A 19,794-nucleotide genomic window follows, 5' to 3' on the forward strand; every position below is an offset into this window, starting at 1 on the left:
ATGCAGAAACCTCCTAGATGGAATGATCCCTTGACCCGAATTCTTCTCGTCATCCTAATCACCCTGTCTGCGACTTTCGTCCATGCTCAGAGCCTAAGCCTCGACGTAATCGATGATGCGAACCTCGATCAGTCGCTCCGCAAATCGGTTGCGATGTCCGAATCGGCGTCGTCGGACATGCTCGGTGCGAGGGCAGCCACGATCAATCGGCATTTGCTGCAATTGTCCGCCGACGAGCGTTACGAAGTACTCAACGATTTCACGCTGCCGGAATCAGCAACGGAAGATCTCGCTTGTTTTGTGTGTATCTGTAATGTCGATGCTCCGCCGCGTGAATTCGCTCGTTTGATCGGCAAACGCCCACAGAGCGAGGTGTTTGCAGTACCGAGCGTCGCACACGTTGAAGGGCTTTTCAGCTCGGCGTGGTTACTCGTTAGCACGGCCAAAGAAATCGGACGTCTGCACGAGTTGACTCAGGAAGTGAACGCGAGGTCAGGCAGCAACGCTGACTATCTGACACTGCTGCTTTCGATTGCCGGGGCACGGGGGGTGGATGCAACGACCATCGAGGATCGAAAACACGCTTGGCTCGACAAATTGAAATCGGAACCCGGTTCAAACGCAATGCAAGCCGTCGTGGTTGCCGCCGTCGCGGTAGAGTCCGAATCACACGCCAGCCTTGTTGATACGATTGCGACGCTGCTGGACAAATCCGATTCGGTCTCGATGTCGCTCAAACAGTGGTTGCGAGAAATTCAGCTACGTTCGGGTGCGGTGCCAGAAACGAAATCCCTTCAGCTAAATCAGGACTGGATTCGAATACCAGGAAACTCACTTTGGTATATGCATGAAGGGCATCTGACGCAGGCAACCGCCGGACCATCGTCGATCCTGTACCGCTATCCGATTAGCGGAGATTTTCGCTTTGAAATTGAGCAGCTTGCGGCCGGCAGTCGCGATGATAATTATGTGGGCTATGGAGGACTCGACGTCGGCTGGGAAGGATATCGTCGGTTCGAACTGAATCGTCGTGCGATTGAGAGGCAAGCGGGGACGCTACGGTTTTGGGTCAATGGTCACCCAGTACGGACTGCGGCGGCGACCGAGACGTCGCCTTGGTTGTTGTTGCACGGCGAGGGCATGCCGAACCATCGCTACCGCAATCCCAAACTGTCGGGATCCCCGGTTGTGCTCCGCGAAGTTTCGATGATCGGTGGAGACTCGCGAAATGGATGGTCGACGTATGCAGAGCAAAACGATGACACGATGTGGACGGTCAACGAAGGGGAGCTGCAAAGCGTTCAAACCGATTCGCCGCGACGCCAACGGCTACTCCGCTACGTGCGTCCGTTACTCACTGAGGAAACATTTGAATACGAGTTCTTTTCGTCCAGCGATCAAGTGGTCCATCCCGCACTTGGGAAACTTGTGTTTCTGATCGAGCCAACCGGGGTGAAGGTGCACTGGGTCACCGACGGAGAACTCGAATGGACGGGGTTACCGGAGGACAACGCCTTGCTGGAACCTCTCGCACGGCGAGGGCCCCGCCCATTGCCGCTACGGGACAACCAGTGGAATCATGTTCTGTTAAAACGCACTGATGACAACGTCAGTGTCACGCTTAACGATACGTTGATCTATGAACGGACGATTGACGAGCTCGATGACACGCGGCTCGGTTTCTATCACGATCCGTCAAAAGAGACGGTTCGAGTGCGTGCGGCAAAGTTGCGAGGAGATTGGCCCCAAACAATCGACGTCGACAAATTCTTGCAGGCCGAGGGCACCCCCGATCAAACCGCCCTCGATTCGGCACCGGATCTTTTCCCGGAGGCGATTCTGCGATCGAACACGCGAGAAATCATTCGTTTGGCTAGTGAAATGGAGCCTGAACAACGCTACGATTTTCTTTCTGACTGGGTATTGCCAGGAACCGTACGTCGAACTTTTCGCCTTGATGGCTATTTCGTTGCCCAGGACGCCAACGACACCTTTGGCCAACATCAACACAACGCCGGCCATCATTCGCATGATCATTTGATTGCTCCAGCGACCGAGCTCATTTCAACCGCGAAGGCGTTGGGGCGTTTGTCGGAACTGATGTTAAAGATCAAGCAAGGTCCCGACGACACGCTCGAGCAAAAGCGAGCTCGGGCGGCGATGTTGGCTTTGGTTCAAGCGGCCCAAGGAGACGTTGATGACGCTCACGAAAGTCTTGAGTCGCTTTACAAATGGGTGAGTGAAGCACCGGATCTGACGCCCGATCAACTTTGGCCCGAGCTCTTGGTGGCTCACGCGTTTGCGGATGGTCCCGATGCCGCCAGCGTCCTGGCGGATCTGTTGACGATTCTAAAACCTGCGGCATTCAACGATGCCAATGCAATTGGAATCGAATTGCTCAATGTCTTGCAATTCCTTGAGGTTGCAATTCAAGCCGAGGATGTGGACCTACCGCAAATCGAACCTAAGTTCTGGGTTGCATCGTCGCCAGTTGATGCAATGAAGCGTTTAGCCGGGGGCGGCAAAGCGATTTGGATTGCCAAGCCAGGGCGAATGCAAGCGATTGGCGGTCATGGGATCGAGCAAATCTTTTATCGCTATCCGCTCGAAGGCGACTTTGAGTTCGAATTTCAGCATTCACTGCGAAATAACACGGGATGTCAGGTCTTGATTGGCGGACAGTGCATTCAGGTTTCCAGATGGAACATCCGAAACGGTCCGATCGATGGCCCCCTCACCTTGACGAAAATCGATCCAGATTTGTCAGCCGAAGGCCTTTTACTGCATCAACGTTTCTCGGTGAAAAACGGGGTGTGCACGGTGTTTGCCGATGGACGCGAAGTCTTGCAGCTTCCCGTTCAGCCGGGATTCCCTTGGATCGCAATTCGTCAGGCGTACAAACAGTCGACTCGCTTGCTCGACTTGCGAGTTACCGGCGAGGCTACGATTCCAGACGCGGTGCAGCTTGATACCGAGGGGATCGTGGGTTGGCGGTCCTATTACCATCACGATGTGAACGGCGAACATTTTCCCTGGCGCCGCCAGGATGACGAGATTGTTGGTGAACGAAGTACGAAGTTTGCGGGAACCGGGGATGAGCAATTGCTGTATTATCAGCGTCCCGTGTGCGAAGATGCTTCGATCCGTTACCTGTTTTTTCATTCCGAGGGGGAAACCACGGTCCATCCGGCGATCGATCGAACCGCCTTTCTCTTGGAACAGAACGGCGTCGCAGTTCACTCGATTACCGATGGCAGATACGACGAGACGTTTGCCAACAAAATGAATCGCCGTGAGATTTCTGAAGGTCAGCGGACGCGGCCCGGCGATCTGCTGCGAAACAACGAATGGAACGCGATGGAGATGATCGTGCGTGGCGACACGATTGAATTGATGCTAAATGACGAATCCATCTATGTCGGTCCGTTGAATGCCAACGCAGCACGCACGTTTGGGTTGTTCTATTTCGCCGATCAATCATCCGCGCGAGTCAAGGAAGTGATGCTGCGAGGCGAGTGGCCGACGGTGCTGTCTACGCTTGATCGCCAACCGCTTGCCGATCAGACCGTGGTGCAGCTCGATGCGACACGTGATCAGTTAGAGTCGAAGTTTGCTCACGATTTCACACGTGACGGGTTGCCAAGTGAATTTTTCGCGATCGAGGGGCAACAGTATGCGACCATCACGCGTTCACACAAAGGGGTGACATTTGCAATCCGTAGTCCTGACAAGTGGACTCAATCGTCGATCGTCTGTAATTTGCAAATGCAAGGGGATTTCGATGTCTCGCTGGACTACAGCGATCTAAAGTTGGAATCGGGCGAAGTGGCGATGGCGAGACTGATTGTTCCTTTTGTCTCTGCGAATGCGGTAAGCGCCCGTCTCTCTCGCGACGAGCACGGTCGTGGCAAACATGTCATCAATTCGGTGCTGCAAACCGAAAATCCCAACGGCGGACCGACCGTCGTCAACAAACCGCTGGGATGGGAATCGACATCTGGAACGATGCGGATTGCGCGTCGAGGGGAACAATTGCACCTATTGATCAAGGATGATACGAGTTCGCAATTCCGCCACCTTGAATCGTTCGAAGTGCCACACGAACCGACTCAGAAGATGCGTTTGGTGACGATAGCACAGCGTGCCGAACTTGCCACGGCGAATTGGCGAAAGATTGACATTCGTGCCGATCAGCTTGCGCAGGTCGGAGCATCCAACGGTGAAAATCGGATTTTTGTCGCCAGCGCCGACGGCAGCCAGATCCGGCAGATCACCAAAGGCATTGACGATTTGGGCAACCATGGATCGCCAGAGTTTTCACCCGATGGGACCAAAGTCGCCTTTGACACGTGGACGGGATCCTCGCGATCCGCACGGATTTTTATGGTGAACATTGACGGTACTGATTTACGCGACTTGGGGCTGGGGTTGATGCCGACCTTTACTCCCGATGGCAAACAAATCGCGTTCTCTTCACTCGATGGGATGATGATGATGAACCTTGACGGCAGCAACCGTCGTGTCATCAGCCAATCAGGATGGGGCATTCAAATCTCGCCGCTCGGCGACCAAGTTGCCTTTACCGACAATGATGTGAATGGACACAATTTGTTCGTTCTGGATTTAAAAACGAATCAGAAACGCGCGTTGCTGACAGGACCTTTCGCAGAACGCTACTCACAAATCTATTGGAATTTCGATTGGTCCACCGATGGCAAAGAGCTTTATTTTGTAGGAAGCCATCGGCAAACCCGCCAACGTGAATTGGCGGTCGTCAGCGTCAATGGATCGCAACAACGGTTTGAGACCCTGTTGACGGGCGGCAATTATGCTAACATCGCCTGCCATCCCGATGGAGACGGGATTATGTACAGTGACAGCGATCCAGCCTACGGCAGCATGTCGATGTTCATGATTCATCGCGATGGATCCCCGCGTGAATATCCGTTGCTCGAGAACCGCCGCATGGCTGCGGTCGCTGGTGGCGAATGGTCACGTGATGGCAAAATGATTGCCCTGGCAACCAGCGTGATGAAGACCTTTTCCAGCAATTCGCAAGCTGAAAGCACGGACGATTGATGAACGAACCGGCCGCGATGGAGATCCACGTCAATGGATTCACTCAGATTAATGCCGCAGTGGATCTGGAAACCGTCGGGCGATTGAGTGCCGCATGCGAGCAGGCATTTATCGCGGAATCGGATGTGCAGCGAGCACGATCGAGTCGCGGACACGTCTATGCGGCGCGCAACCTATTAGATGTGGTTCCGGAGATCCAAACATTCTGGCGTGAAGGCAAACCGTTTGAAATCCTGAAGTGCATCTTGGGCGATCAATTTGGTTTGGTGCGTGTTTTGTTTTTTGACAAACCTCCCGACCGAACTTGGACGCTTCCCTGGCATAAAGACACCGCGATCGCGGTCGGCGACAACTCGCATCGCTCGGAAAGATTTTCGCGTCCGACTGTCAAATCAGGTGTTCCACATGTCGTTGCCAGTGACGATGTTTTGCGACAGATGCTGACGCTGCGATTGCATCTGGACGACGTCACCGACCAGAACGGTCCGTTACGGGTGATTCCTGGTTCTCATGTTTCGAGTACCAGCGGAGGGGCGGGCGTCGAGGCAGCGGTGACAATACACGCCGCCGCGGGCGACATGTTGGCGATGCGGCCGCTGATCACGCACAGCAGCGGTTCATCAAAACCAGGCACGACGCGACACCGACGGATATTGCACCTCGAATTCGCGGCGGATCGCCATCTTCCCGACGGATTCCAGTGGCACGATTTTATCGCCGCGAGCTTAACAACAAATTAGATGGCATTGGACGCAAGCACCTCCGAAACTCTTGACGAGTTCCGCGACATGAAGGCTGCCGTCGCGATCACGTTGGCCAAACCAATTCAAAACCTTGCCCTTTTAGCACGTTCTGAAATGCGGTTAGCGATTTGGATTGATTTCGTACGCCGCGTGGACTGTCGCGTTGGTCCAAACAATGGGCGGCCAAAGCGCCGGCTGCCTCACCGATACTCCACTCCACAGGATGCAAGCGGTAGCATCCATTACTAAGGTGGGTGGTACCAATGTTCTTGCAGGCCGCGATCAGATTCTCGGTTCGCCGCGGGATCAAAGCTCCCAGCGGAATTTGAAACGGGACGCTGGCAAAGTCGATATAGTTATCGCCCCCGGAACTTGGATGTAGATCCAGATGGTAGTAACCAATCCCGACGGAATCGTGAAACGGAGCCGCCGTGACTTTACCGCCGGCGTTTTTAGCCGCGGCTTGTCGATCGGCCCTGGAGATGTGTTGCTCGAGGATCGTAAATTCGGCTTGAATCCGGCGAGACTCGCGAATGTACGGATACTTTGCCAACCCGTCGGCGGTGCCCATGATGTCTTTACGCAAACGAAGTCCCTTCCAACCTGCGCCACCGTCTGGCCGTGGTGCTTCGGTCTGCAACCAATACATTAGCGATAGGCTTAACTGCCGCGCGGCTTCGAGGTGTTTGGCGATTTCTTGTTCGTCGCCTGTGATCAAATTGCCGAGCATGTAATCATTTTGCGGCCAATTGACGATCGTCACGCCGCTGTCGTACGTGCCTGGCAGGAAATTTGCCGGATCAATGATGCGTCGATACAGCCACAGGTTCAGTGCTTTGGTTTTCGGCGACGGTGCGTCCTTGGTAGGCGGCACGAACGCCAGGTCGTGGGGTCTCAGCGTGTTGGGTTTAGAATACTGAAGCGACAAAAGTTTTCCCGGCCACGGCGGGGTCAAATCGGGAGTATGATCCTTCCAGAAATCGTATTGCTTGGGTCGATCGATCGTGTGATCCGCACCCTCGATGTGGTCGATCGCAAAGCACCACGTGAACGCTTGGATGTTGTCCGGATCGGCTTTTTCCGGAGCATGCGATTCCTTGGTATCGTGACGAGACTCTGCCCCGGTGACAAACTCGGTGTTGGTCAGCGGCAGCAAATCGCCTTGTTCGCTGGCGTCGATGAAATAGGGCGCCGTTACCTGAAATTCCGCGCGCTGATCGGTGCTCAGCGTGACAGATCGAACACGATCGCCATCCACCTCGGCTTTGATCGGCTTGGTGTTGAGCATGACCGTCAATCGCCCCGCACTGACCGCTGGAGCTAACATTGCATCTAGCACCGCGACGGCGACTCGCGGTTCATGACAAAGTCGCGACACGTTGCCGTTGCCCGGATTGAGCCGCGGATTGTTTTTGGCCGATTCCGTCAGCGGATAGTTTCTGCGGTAATAATCGCGAACATTTTCGCGGAACTGACGATAACTCGCCGTACATCCATGCGTCTCGATATGGCTATGTTCGTCCGGTGGCACTCCTTGTTGGCTCAGTTGTCCACCGATCCAATCGGTCGGCTCGGTCAGCAGCACGCGTTTGCCCATGCGGGTTGCTGCGAGCGCCGCGGCACAACCGCCGAGACCTCCACCGATGATGACGACATCCACCTCCGTTTCGCCTCCCGAACGAGCGGATTCGGCTGCGGCGGCGATCTGCGGATAGAACGCTGACGCCGCACCGAGGCCACAGAATTCGAGAAAGCGGCGGCGAGCGAAACTGCGAGAATAGGTCGACGGTGCGACGGTAACGTTTTTTTCAGACATGGGATTTTTGCGGAGGGACCGAATGTTTCGGCAAGGGTGAGGGGAAGAGGGCAGACGGATTTTGCGTCGAGTGCTTGGTCACAGCTAAATTTTAGCGTAGCGGAACTCGTCAAGAGTTTGTTGATTTAATCCAAACGCAATTCGCAATGGGTGAGCAGTGGGCCGTAAGGCACCGGGGCGTGCGTGGGACCCGGCCGCTGACGCGTCGCGGCTCACTAAATCAACAAGCCGTCAAGGGTTTCGATCTGTGACGCGTTTCACAACAAGCCGTTGACGATTTTCCACTAAAACATTAAACGAGTATAGATGTTTCGCCGCTATTGTGGTGTCGCGGCCTCACCAAAATGCTGCTGTAGAAATTCGAGCGTCTTGCGGTTGGACCACGCATGACCACCGTCAAAGAAGTCTGCGTCGATGTTTTCGGGTTTGCCCAGCAGCGTATAGACTTGCTGAAGTGTCGCCAGCCCCTCACGTGCCCCCGCGATTGGGAAGATGGGATCCCTCACGCCGTTGATCAGCAGCACGGAACGGGGAGCGTACAAGGCGACCACGTCCGCCATCTCGGCATACCGCATGATCCCAGGCAAGCAATTGCAGATGCAGTGGTGGATCGGAAAAATCGACGAGCGATACGTCGAAAACGCTCCTGCGATCATCGCGACTTTGACTCGCTCGTCCAGCACCGGTAAGTACATCGACAACGTTCCACCACCGGAAAGTCCCGCGACGCCGATCTTTTCTGGATCCACTTCGTCTTCACGACTTTGCAGAAAATCGATCACGCGCATCGCGTCCCAACAACGCAACCCTTGTGGTGTCATCCCAAGTAGCAGCGAATCCATGGTCATCTGCGTACAACTACGCTGAAGTCCCTTGATCCCCGCGTCTTGATTTCCCGACGTTTCGTTCCACCCGCGGACATTGATTGCCGCCGTCACGTAACCATGTTTGGCTAGGAAGACCGCATAATCGAGTTGACTGTCTTGAATTTTCTTCAAATCCGCTTCGCTTTTTCCTTCGCCGATATAGGGCTGGATCCCGCTATGTCCATGCAGGCAAACGATCGCGGGCAGCGGAGCGGATCGCTCGTGCGGCACAAAGTAGTAGACCGGAGCCCAATAGGATTGTTCGGTGCGAACGTAAATTTTGTGCCGCGTAAAGGTCTCGAACTGTTTCTCTTCGGCCCATTTGACTTCCAGCGGCACCCGCTGCGGCATCGTCCCTAACAAATCGACGACGACGCCTTGCAATTCGCGCTGCCACTGCTGATGTTCCGCGACCGTCGAAGCATCCCACCGCATCGAAGGCGTGATTTGATCGGCCAAATGGGTGAAGCTGTCTGCGATGCGATGGGGAACCTCGATCGTGGACGGTTCTTCGGCATACAGGACCGTTCCGGTATTCCCAAAACGATTGGCGAGCAACAGCCCCAACGTAACAAGCAAAAACAGTGAACCACGCAATCTGCAGCAAGTTTTTAACATCGTCAGCGATTCTTTCCATAGGCGGGGCACTGCGTTTGGCCCCCGTGGTTCGGGTACCCAAGCACAGCGTGTGAAGCAGAAAAAACGCGAGCCGTCCTGGACAGCGGTTTGCACTGCTGCCGCGGATGGCTCGCGTTTCGCGAACGTCAATATAACTGTTCGTACGGACTACATGTTGATTTCGTAGCCCTTGCGATTTTCGCGGGCCAGGAACGAATTGGCTTGGGGGTCGCCGACGATTTCTCGCTTGTTCGGATCCCAGTTCAAATCTCGCCCAAGCCGCATTGCGATGTTCGACAAATGGCAGATTTCCAGCATTCGGTTGTGCGACCAGACATCCGAAATCGGCTGTTTGCGTGATTCCATCGCTTCGATAAAGTTGGCGGTGTGGTTCGCGCTGACCTTTCCGCCGTAAACCTCTTCGATCGCTCCGTCGGGAAGTGGATTGTCTTTCAAGTCCTCAACAGGCTTGCCGACAATCTTGCCGCGGTTAACAAAGAAGCGTCCTTCGGTGCCTTCGAATAGGATGCCGTTGTCACCTTCGCTGGTGATAATCATCTCGACATCGTTAGGCATGTCAACGCGGAGCTTGAACTTCGTGGCCGCGTTGTATTGGTCGTTGACGACGGGATAGCCGTCCTTGTGCTCGACCGGCAACGTGAACTCGAGCGGCGAAATCTTGCTCGGCCCAGTATCGCTGGCTCCGAGTGCCCAGCATGCGATATCGACGTGGTGGGCACCCCAATCGGTCAATTTACCGCCGGCATATTCGTGCCAGTTTCGGAACGCATAGTGACAATTGCTGTATAGCGGTACGCCGCCGCCGTAGCCCTTACGCATTTCCGGAAGCGCTCGGTACTCGACCTTTGGTGCGGGGCCGAGCCACAAATCCCAATCCAGTTCGCTCGGAACCGGAGCAACCGGAATCACCGGCGATGCTTCCATTCCGTTGATCCCACAAGTCACCTTTTTCACGGTTCCGATACGGCCATGTTTGATCAAGGCGACCGCTTGCAAGAAACGCTGGTTCGATTCGGATCGCTGCATCGTGCCGACTTGGAAAACGCGGCCGGTTTCTTTGACGACCTTTTCGATCAACTTGCCTTCGGCGATCGTCAGCGTCAACGGTTTTTCACAGTAGACGTCCTTGCCCGCGTACATCGCTTCGACCGAGATCTTGGTGTGCCAATGATCCGGAGTGGCGATCATCACCGCATCGATGTCCTTCCGATCCAAGATCTTGCGATAGTCCTTGTACGAATCGGGCTTCTTGCCTTGATTCTTCTGGACCTTCTCGACATTCGCTCCCAATACATTGGAATCGACATCCGCCAGAGCGGCGAAATCCGCAAACTTGAACGACTTGCTGGTGATCGCCCAGCCTTGGTTGCGTAACCCGATGGTGGCAAAAACCGGACGGCTGTTTGGCGACTCGTTGGCAAACACGTTGCGGGGCGATGGAAACAGCGCTGTAGCGGTCCCTGCCGCGGCGACACCTTGCAGAAAACGACGGCGATTAGGGGTCAGAGGAGTGGACATCAAGTGAATTCCTATGGGTGAGATAGCGTGGATGGACGGATGGGAAGGAACAAGCAGAGGACCGTAGGGTTGGGAACCACGGTGCCTGCGACGACTTCAAGACGTATCGGTACGTCGAGCACCCATAATAACTGGTTTTGTTCGGCAATCCCACACAGAGCCGCTTTTATGGGCAGGATCGGTCACAAAAATAAGTCGACTTCACCATCGCCGTGTGATATCGCAATGCCAGCGACTTTTGACACTATCCGGGGTGGCTTTCGCAGCGGCGCTGGGCCTTGCCCCGTAAATGTCGACCGTTTTACCCGACGCAACCGGGCAGGCCCCGCGCCGCACCGCTACCCAGAGTATCGCACCGCTCGCCAATCTCGATGGCATTAGTCGACGTGCCGCGGGCACAATCTAAGGGGCCGCTCTCGATCGCCTGGCCGCTGGGATGACACCCATCGAACGCCCCCGCCATGTACAGACATGCAGCGACGGTTGCCGGTTAGTCTGGATTTTCAGCATTGGTTTCGACATATTTTTCGCGGATCACCGCCGTCGCAAATCATGGACGACCCGCGGGCAACTACACTCGGGTTTATTAAATGGGGGGGCACCGCATAGCAACAGCTAAAATCAGAGAGTGACAACATGTTCGATACGATTCGGCAGACCTTGAAAGCTCGCCTTCCCTTTGTCATCGCGACGGCTGGCGAATTTTTCGCGTTGTACTATTGGTTGCTGCTGTTTGATCAGTCCTCTTACGTGATGGCGACGCTCGTTTTGTGGGCGGGATTTCTGGTCGAGCGGGTTGCGGTTCTGTATTGGGTCAAAGAAAACTTTGGCGGCAGCGTAGGCATCGCAGCGGATCACAAAACGTGGTGGCAGAAGCTGATTGGGTTGCTATTGATCTGCCTGAGCGAAATTACTGTTTGGGTCGCGTTCGTTTTTGCCCAGCACTATTTTGGTTGGACCGCCGCCTTCTTGGTGCTGTTTGTCGGCGAGCAAATCGAACATAGCATTGAACTCGGGTTGTTATCGCAAACCAGTTGGCTGAATTTTGTCGCGTCTCGGCAAGCGACGGTGATCACCGTACTGGAAACCCTCGGAGGAATTGCGTGGCTGTATTTGGTGCGTCACGACCAAGCTCAGCTAGGCGGCATGATGCTGTTGATCGGATTGACGATCGAGCATGTGATCCAAGGCGACGCGATCAAACGCAGGCTGCAGGCCAAGCAAAATCAGGGCGACAATCCTGCCGACACGCCCGCCGATGCGGCCAAGCAACCTAGGTTAATTGGGACCGCACCGGTCGTCGGCGGCATCATCACGGTCGCGATCGCCGCCATGTTATTCACCGTGCTAAAACCATTCTGTTTTCGGATCCTGTCGCCGCCACCAACCATCGACGCGCCCGTAACCTACTTGAACCAGAATTGGTCGGCGGAAAAACGCGACAAGTTTTATCATGCGTCTCAAGGGACTGTGCTGATGAACGCGGATTGGTTCATGGCACTAGAACAGCCGACGATCAAGTTCGTGGGACGCGTCGGGCTGATATCCGATCTAGACTATTTGACGCGATTCGGCTTTCTAAAACACGTTCATAGCGAAAAAAATAACGCGTCGGATTTACCGGTTGGATTCGCCGTTAGCGACGTCACGATGCCTGACGATGGATCCAAACAGCGAGTGGTCGGGCTGACCTGTGCAGCGTGTCACACCGGTGAAATTCATTATGCGGATCATCATTTGCGAATCGACGGGGCCGCGGGGCTGATCGATCTAGAACAGTTTCAAAACGCGGTGGGGGCTGCGTTTCTGTTGACGATCAAAAATCCGCTTCGCTTCAATCGGTTTGCCGATCGTGTGTTGGGCGAGGACCATACGACGGACGAGCGCGCTGAGTTGAAAGAAAGCGTCAATCGAGTTTTACAACAAGGACTCGCTGAAAAAGAAGCCAATGCGTCACGCGAGATCTACGATGGCTACGACGGTGGCTACGGCCGTACCGATGCGTTGGCGAAGATTGCAAACTTCGTGTTCGGTACTCAATTGGACAATGACAATTTGCAGATCGGCAGTGCGCCGGTCCGCTTCCCTCCGCTCTGGGATTCGCCTTGGTTCGACTGGGCCCAATACAACGGTTCGGTCGAACAACCGATGGTCCGCAACATTGGTGAAGCGATCGGCGTGCGGGCGCGAGTGAATTTAGATCCACGATCGGAGCGTTTTCTCGATTCGACGGTCGATATCGATGGGCTGCACAAAATCGAAACGCTGTTGGCTGGCGACGCGCCGCTACAAGGTTTGCAATCACCTCGTTGGCCCGAGGGGGTGATGGGAGCGATCAACCATACCAAAGCGGCCGCCGGGGCCGCACTGTATCGCGACCTCTGCCAATCATGTCATTTGCCCGCGCTAGACACCGACGAGATTTGGGAGGACGCAAATTGGGTGTCCAATGCTGCGTATTCGATGTCATGGCAATGGAAACCACCAAGCAAACCGGCGCGTTTCCTGAATCTGCAGGGGGTCAATATTGGCAAGGTGGGCACCGACCCAGGACAGGCAACGAATTTCTTTTCTCGTTACGTTAACACCGGAAAATCGGTGCTGCCGTCGGTCACCAAAGGCCTTTACAAGAACCAGCAATGGGAAAACAAGGATTGGTACTCGCCGGTCGAAGGGGCCAACACGACCGAATATCCCGCTACCGTGCTGTCGGTGGGCGAAGCGCTCCAGCGGGTGACCGTTGCGATTGCCCAGCGACACTATGACCGACAGGGGTGGTCCGCTGACACCCGCGAGCGTTATGATGGGTACCGAAACCCGGGGGCCAGAACCCCCCTCGAATATCGCCCCCGCCCGCTGAACGGCATTTGGGCGTCGCCTCCCTATTTACATAACGGTTCGGTGCGCACGATTTATCAATTGCTTTGCCCGCCTGACCAGCGTGATCAAACCTTTTACGTAGGAACGCGGCAATACGATGCGGTTCATTTGGGGTACAAAAACGAACAGGTTCCCGGAGCGTTCCTGTTCGACACGCGAGTCGAGGGTAACTTGAACACCGGCCACGCCTTTGACGCCTTACCGCTGGGCAACGGCGTGATCGGACCGCGATTATCGCACGAAGAACGCATGCAGATACTGGAATATATGAAATCGATGGGCCCGGCCGGCCCGGTCCCCGAGTCGTTTATCAAATCAGGACGGAAAGCGAGCGAACCAGAAACATCGGTCGAGGATTAGCAATCGCTAACTGCCCGTTTCTGCGAACGAAGATTTAAAGAACTTGCGATGGAGCCTACCGAACACAACACGACCCACAAAACGGCAATGACGTTTGGGGACCGGTATCGCACGATTCGGGTGATCGGCGAAGGGACTTTCGGATGGGTGTACGAAGGCTACGATCCGACCCTGGAACGCAGGATCGCGATCAAAGTCCCGAAGCCTCGTGTGGACAAGGGAAGTGCCGATAGGACGCAAAAATACCTTGACGAAGCACTCAGCCTTGCCAAGCTGCAGCATCCTGGGATCGTGTCGGTGTTTGACGTTGGCGTGCAAAACGGCAAAGTCTATATCGTCACAGAATTCTTAGAGGGACCGACGCTCTACGAATACCTCAATTCGCACAAGATCAGTCACACGTCGGCCGCCAAATTGATCGCCGATTTGGCATTGGCATTAGGGCACGCACATACGCAGATGGTTGTCCACCGCGACGTCAAACCAGGCAACGTGATCATGACCAAAGATCGTGGTCCGGTGTTGGTGGATTTCGGATTGGCAATTGCCGAAGACAACGACGGCAGCCAGATCGGCGACATCATGGGCACGGTTCAGTACATGGCGCCCGAACAGGTCGAGGGCCAGGCGCATCGCATCGATGGACGCACCGATATTTATGCCCTCGGGGTGCTGTTGTACCAATTGTTGACCGGACGGGTTCCGTTTCGCAGTTCGAACAAGAACGAAATCCGACGGCAAATTTTGCAGGACGATCCGCAGCCACTTAGGCAGTTAGCACCGGACGTTCCTGAAGCCCTGCAGCGTATTTGTTTGCGTGCAATGTCGCGGTCAATTTCGAAACGCTATTCGACCGGTCAAGATCTAGCCGATCGATTGAACCAATGTTTGTCATCCTCGATCAAGGCAGATTCGTCGGATGAATTCTACTCCGAGAACGAAGGCAACAATTCCACCCCGACTCGGCCGCTAGATCACGCCGAACGGGATGCCGCCTCAGGCGTGGATCCGACCAACGAAAGCACCTATTCCGTCACCGACAGCCTGTCGAGCCAATCGGCCGACGGCGAAAAATCGACCTCAGGATCACAGGGATCCGGTTCCACCGTTTCAGGGCGGCGGCACGTCACGGTGCTGCGAATCAGCGCGGTTGCAAAATCCCAAGATCCCGCCGGTGGTGACCCCGACGATCAGATCGAAACGCTCAATGAACTACAAATCGCGGTAAACGAAAAAGCAAGGACCTACGGGGGCAGTCTGCTGTACAGCGCAGGCCAAGAGTTTTCGGTCTGCTTTGGCTACCCGCTCAGCTATGAAGACGCGCCGCGGCGAGCGACCGACATGGCGGTGGACTTGAATGAGCAATTTCAAAGTCGCCTGACAAACGATCGTCGTCGTACCGAGATGCAGTTGGACGTGTGGTTTTCCATCCATAGTGGCATGATTGTCGTCATGGGCGGCGATGCCCAAAACTTGGTGGGCGACGTCTTTTCATTGGTCTCCAAAATTGATCGCGAAACCGAACCCAACGAGGTCGTGCTGAGCGAAGATACCTTGCGATTGGTTGGACATCATTTCGACACCGAGAGGCTCTCGGCTACCTGCGGGCTGCGGAACGATCAGCCTACGTCGCTATATCGAGTGCGTGGCCGCCGTGCCGCCGCCACATCGGATCAAATCGCTGACGAAACAGAAAGAACGCCGCTAGTCGGACGCGATCAAGAAGTCAGCATGTTGCTTGATCGCTGGGAATTGACGTCCGAAGGTGTCGGGCAGCTGGTCGTGCTGATCGGTGAAGCGGGTTTAGGAAAATCGCGTCTGATTCAGATCATAAAGGAACACGTAACGCAGCAATTTGCGGCTAAAAACAAACCGTCCAACAAACGACCTCCGATTCTGGAATGGAACTGTTCGCCCTACCATACCGCCAGCGTCTTTCAGCCAGTCAAGGAATCGTTGATCCGGTGGTTGGATCTCGATCCCGAATCGACGGGCGACGAACGTCGGCTGCGAGTCGACCAGCACTTGCAATCGATCGGGATGTCACGACCCGATTCGCTGCCAATCCTGTTGGAATTGCTGTCGCTGCCAGCGGACCCAACATTGGGACCACCCAAGATGGCATCGTCGAAAAAGAAAGAATTGACGGTGAACGTGATCTTGAATTGGGTCATTGGTCTGGCCCAGCAACAACCTCTGTTGTTCATCGTCGAGGATTTACATTGGATTGATCCGTCGACACTCGAAATTTTGTCTCGGATCGCGGATCAGCCGATGGATGTGCCTTGTTTGTGTCTGCAAACGTTTCGGCCCGAGTTTACGACGCCGTGGACCAGTCGAGCGCATCAAAGTCAGATCGCACTAAACCGATTGACTCGCGCGCAAGCCGCTCAGATCATTCAATCGCGGCTGGGCGACGGGCATATCGCCAAAGGAACCATCGCTCGCATCATCGAACGAACCGATGGCATCCCTTTGTTTGTCGAAGAGTACGCCAAAATGTTGGCCGAATCCGACATCGAAACCTATGAATCTCATACCGACATGCATGGCTCGTCACTGTTGACCGCACGCAGCAGCGATGAGATCCCTTCGTCGCTACAGGATTTGTTGACGGCGAGATTGGATCGGGCGGGTGGCGATCAGGGATTTGTACGGTTGGCCGCGACGATTGGACGCGAATTCTCTTACGAAATGATTCGCGCCGCCGCGAATATGGACGACGTCGCGCTGAAACGAGAACTCGCGATCTTGACCGAAGCCGAGATACTTTATCGACGAGGGACGCTGCCGGATTGCACCTTTCAATTCAAGCACGCATTGATTCAGGACGCGGCGTACGAATCGATGTTGCGTCGTCAACGACAAGAGTTTCATCACCGCATCGCTGACGTCCTGCTCCGCCGATTTCCCGAAACGATGGATCAGCGACCCGAGGTGTTGGCGTCCCACTTCACCCGAGCAGGGATGGACCAAGAAGCCGCACAGTGGTGGGAAGTCGCCGGTGCGTCGGCCGTCGCGAGCGGGGCCTTCGTCGAAGCCATCGAACATCTAAAAGCAGGGCTGACGCTAATCGAACGTTTGCCGGAATCCAGTTTGCGAGACGCATTGGAGTTGAAAATCAACATCTCGCTGGGGATCGCGATCTTGTCGACGATGGGATATGCATCGCCGGATTTGGAATCGATCTACGACCGACGCACCGTGCTTTGCCAAAAATTGGGCGACCCGATGGCTCAGTTGCACGCATTGTGGGCCAAAGGATCTTGGCGAATCGTCAGCGATTACGTGATACCTTGTATCGAAATCGGCCAATCGATGATCGAGATGGGGGAAAAGATCAACGACAACGGCGCTCGCGTCGAGGCGTTGTTCTTGGATGCGATCGGACGATACTATCATGCCGAATTTGCCTCGTCGCTTCAGTCCACTGAAAAGGGAGTGCAGTGGTTTGATGCCGACAAAGCGATGTTCCATCTTCGCCGTACCGGCCAACACGCAGGCGTTGCACATCTGTGTTACAGGGGGCTGAACCAATGGCATCTTGGGCTGCCGAATTCGGCAATGAAGTCGATGCAACAAGCGTTGCAGATGGCGGAAACCTTGGATCATCCCTTTAGCGTCGCATTTGCACTGCATCATCACTCGTGGTTGTCGGTGTCGATGGGACGCGGCGACGAAGCAGTGAGGATGGCCGATCGCCAGATCGAAGTTTCGCAGCAACAAGCGTTCTTTTTCTGGGAAACCACCGCGATGTTGTACCGTGCGGGCGGATTGCTCTGCATCGGCGACACGCAATCGGCCAACGACACGCTCGATCAAGCGATCCCACGCTACCAGATGACTGGTGCCCGATTGGCCGTCCCACTGTACATGAGCTACTTGGCGTCTGCCAAACGCCAATCCGGTGATTTTGCAGCAGTGGAAGAGGCGATCCGCCGTGGATTGGAGGCCGCCAATACCTTCGAGGACCGCTTCGCGTTGCCGGAATTGTGGCGTCAGCAAGCACATTTGGCGGAATCACAAAAGGATCCCGATCAAACTGCCAATTGCTTTTTGAAGTCGGTGACGATCGCACGTGATCATCAAGCCGTGGCGGACGAGCTTGCCACTTGGGTTTGCGTGGAGCGTTGGATGAATAAATCCGATCTGAAATCGATCGGCGATTCACCATCGACGTCGTATTCAATCAAAGACGTTAGAAAGACGATCGAGACATTGCGAGGCCAAATCGAACCCGCCGACTTTGCGATCCCCGTGCTTGATTAGTTTGATCCCTTCACGCCACGCAATAAATGATTTCGTAGCGGAACTCATCAAGAGTTTCGGGGTCCTCCGTCGCGGTACGAAAGTCTTGACGACTTCCGCTACGGTGAATTTGCAGAATCGGCTAATGCATGTTTCGTAACTACCTTCGCCAGAAGGTGGTGACGCGTGACTGCCCAGTGGCGATCCACGCTCTGGCGGTCCACGCTCTGGCGAGCGTAGCTACGGAACGCAAATTGGCCGTTCGGCTTGGCTATTGCCAGTACTTATTCAGCAAGTATTGGTTGTCTTTGCCGTGCTGTAGCCATTCGTCGTACTCCGCTCGAGAGCGGAAGGGAGGGATGTGGTGTGGCTGCAGTTTCTCGGATGTTTTTACGAGCGGCGCAGGTGACGCCGGGATTTTCGCGGCCAGTTCGTTCTTGATCGAATCGAACTTCGGATCCTGCGCCAAATTGTGCCACTCCTCGGCATCGGATTGATGGTCATACAGTTCTTCACTGCCGTCGATGTATCGTGTGTACCGATAGCGTTGGCTGCGTACAGAGAACTCGCCAAAGTCGTAGGTGGTCAGCGCGACGTGATCCCATTTTGCATCGGGTTTCTTGAGAAGCGGCGCCAGACTGTGACCATCGATTTCGTTGTTTACCGGCAGCCCACAGACATCGACAAGCGTTGGATAGATATCTTGCAACGAAACGGGGCGATGGCACCATTGACCATCCGCCGAACCGTCTCGCAGTCCGTGTGCACCCTTGGGAACATGGATCATCAAAACCGAACGCACCACGTTGTCCCAAAGCGCGAACTTACGCCAATGCTGTTTCTCGCCAAGTTGCCAGCCGTGGTCGGACCACAACACGACGACTGTATTTTCACGTTGGCCGCTGGCGTCCAGCCCATCAAGCAAACGCCCAAACATCGCATCGGCAAACGCAATCGACGCCAGATACCCCTGCACGGCGCGTTTCCACTGTCCCGCTTCGATGACATGCTGGTGGTAGCCGCCGCCTCGAAACGCGATGTCCTTTGCTCGTGACCCCACATCGTCAAGGTCGTTCTCCATTCGCTTGGGCAGGACGACGTCGTCAAGCGGGAACATGTCAAAGTACTTGCGAGGCACGTACCACGGCAAGTGCGGTCGATAGATCCCGCAGGCCAGAAAGAGCGGTTTGTCTCGTGGTTCGTTGAGCTGTCGCAACACATAGTCGACACTTTTGAAGTCGCCCATCTGTTCATCTGGAACATCCAGAGCTGACCAGTCGAACATCCCATACATCTGATGGAACGCCGGCATGTTCATCGTCTTTGGCGTTGGGTTCTCCGCTGTCGCGAGCGTGGATTCGGAAAAATCGGGAAACGCTTCGTCGGGCATGTTCTGCTGCTGCGATGGCCAATACTCGTCCCAGCATTGCGGATCCACCATGTGGTAGTGGAAGATCTTTCCCGCGCCGCTACTGAAGTAACCGTGCTGTCGAAAATAGGCTCCGATCGTTCGGCGATTTGGAATCGCTTCACGCCAGTCCTGATAGTTCGAATAAACACCCGATGTGTAGGGGGCCAAACCGGTCATGATCGCCGTACGTGATGGGTTGCAACCCGGACTCGGACAACTTGCGTTTGTGAAGCA

8 protein-coding genes are annotated in these 19,794 nt (G+C 55.0%); 4 read left to right on the forward strand and 4 right to left on the reverse strand.

Annotated elements, in window-relative coordinates; translation table 11 throughout:
* Positions 1–30: 30 nt before the first annotated feature.
* Both ABX962_RS03085 and ABX962_RS03090 read left to right on the forward strand, forming a co-directional pair.
* Positions 31–5,079 (forward strand): DUF1583 domain-containing protein, encoded by a 5,049-nt coding sequence (locus ABX962_RS03085; protein WP_372716511.1) that lies wholly within the window; start codon positions 31–33, stop codon positions 5,077–5,079.
* Complete coding sequence (locus ABX962_RS03090) at positions 5,079–5,819, forward strand: phytanoyl-CoA dioxygenase family protein (RefSeq protein ID WP_372716513.1); 741 nt, start codon at positions 5,079–5,081, stop codon at positions 5,817–5,819. The genes ABX962_RS03085 and ABX962_RS03090 overlap by 1 nt, the downstream gene beginning before the upstream one ends.
* Positions 5,820–5,886: 67 nt before the next feature.
* On the opposite strand, the gene ABX962_RS03095 is transcribed toward ABX962_RS03090, so the two are convergent.
* The 3 genes from ABX962_RS03095 to ABX962_RS03105 all read right to left on the reverse strand — a co-directional run bounded on the left by ABX962_RS03095 (position 5,887) and on the right by ABX962_RS03105 (position 10,661).
* Positions 5,887–7,638 carry an FAD-dependent oxidoreductase gene (locus tag ABX962_RS03095; RefSeq protein ID WP_372716515.1) on the reverse strand — a complete coding sequence of 584 codons (1,752 nt, stop codon included), beginning with the start codon at positions 7,636–7,638 and terminating at the stop codon, positions 5,887–5,889.
* 317 nt (positions 7,639–7,955) lie between these two features.
* Positions 7,956–9,122: an alpha/beta hydrolase family protein gene (locus ABX962_RS03100; protein WP_372716517.1), complete on the reverse strand. Its 1,167-nt coding sequence runs from the start codon at positions 9,120–9,122 to the stop codon at positions 7,956–7,958.
* Between the two features lie 168 nt (positions 9,123–9,290).
* Positions 9,291–10,661, reverse strand: coding sequence for a Gfo/Idh/MocA family protein (locus ABX962_RS03105; protein WP_372716518.1), 1,371 nt, complete (start codon positions 10,659–10,661; stop codon positions 9,291–9,293).
* A gap of 636 nt (positions 10,662–11,297) precedes the next feature.
* Between ABX962_RS03105 and ABX962_RS03110 the strand changes: the two genes are divergently transcribed.
* Positions 11,298–13,901: a di-heme-cytochrome C peroxidase gene (locus ABX962_RS03110; RefSeq protein WP_372716520.1), complete on the forward strand. Its 2,604-nt coding sequence runs from the start codon at positions 11,298–11,300 to the stop codon at positions 13,899–13,901.
* A 48-nt stretch (positions 13,902–13,949) separates the two neighbouring features.
* The gene (locus tag ABX962_RS03115) at positions 13,950–18,170 is read left to right on the forward strand and encodes a protein kinase (RefSeq protein ID WP_372716522.1); all 4,221 of its coding nucleotides are present in this window, start codon (positions 13,950–13,952) and stop codon (positions 18,168–18,170) included.
* A 250-nt stretch (positions 18,171–18,420) separates the two neighbouring features.
* Here ABX962_RS03115 and ABX962_RS03120 read toward each other — a convergent pair.
* On the reverse strand, positions 18,421–19,794 hold a 1,374-nt coding region (locus ABX962_RS03120), incomplete at its 5' end, for a sulfatase (protein WP_372716524.1).

The sequence above is a fragment of the Novipirellula sp. genome (genome assembly GCF_041583735.1).
Taxonomy (GTDB): domain Bacteria; phylum Planctomycetota; class Planctomycetia; order Pirellulales; family Pirellulaceae; genus Novipirellula.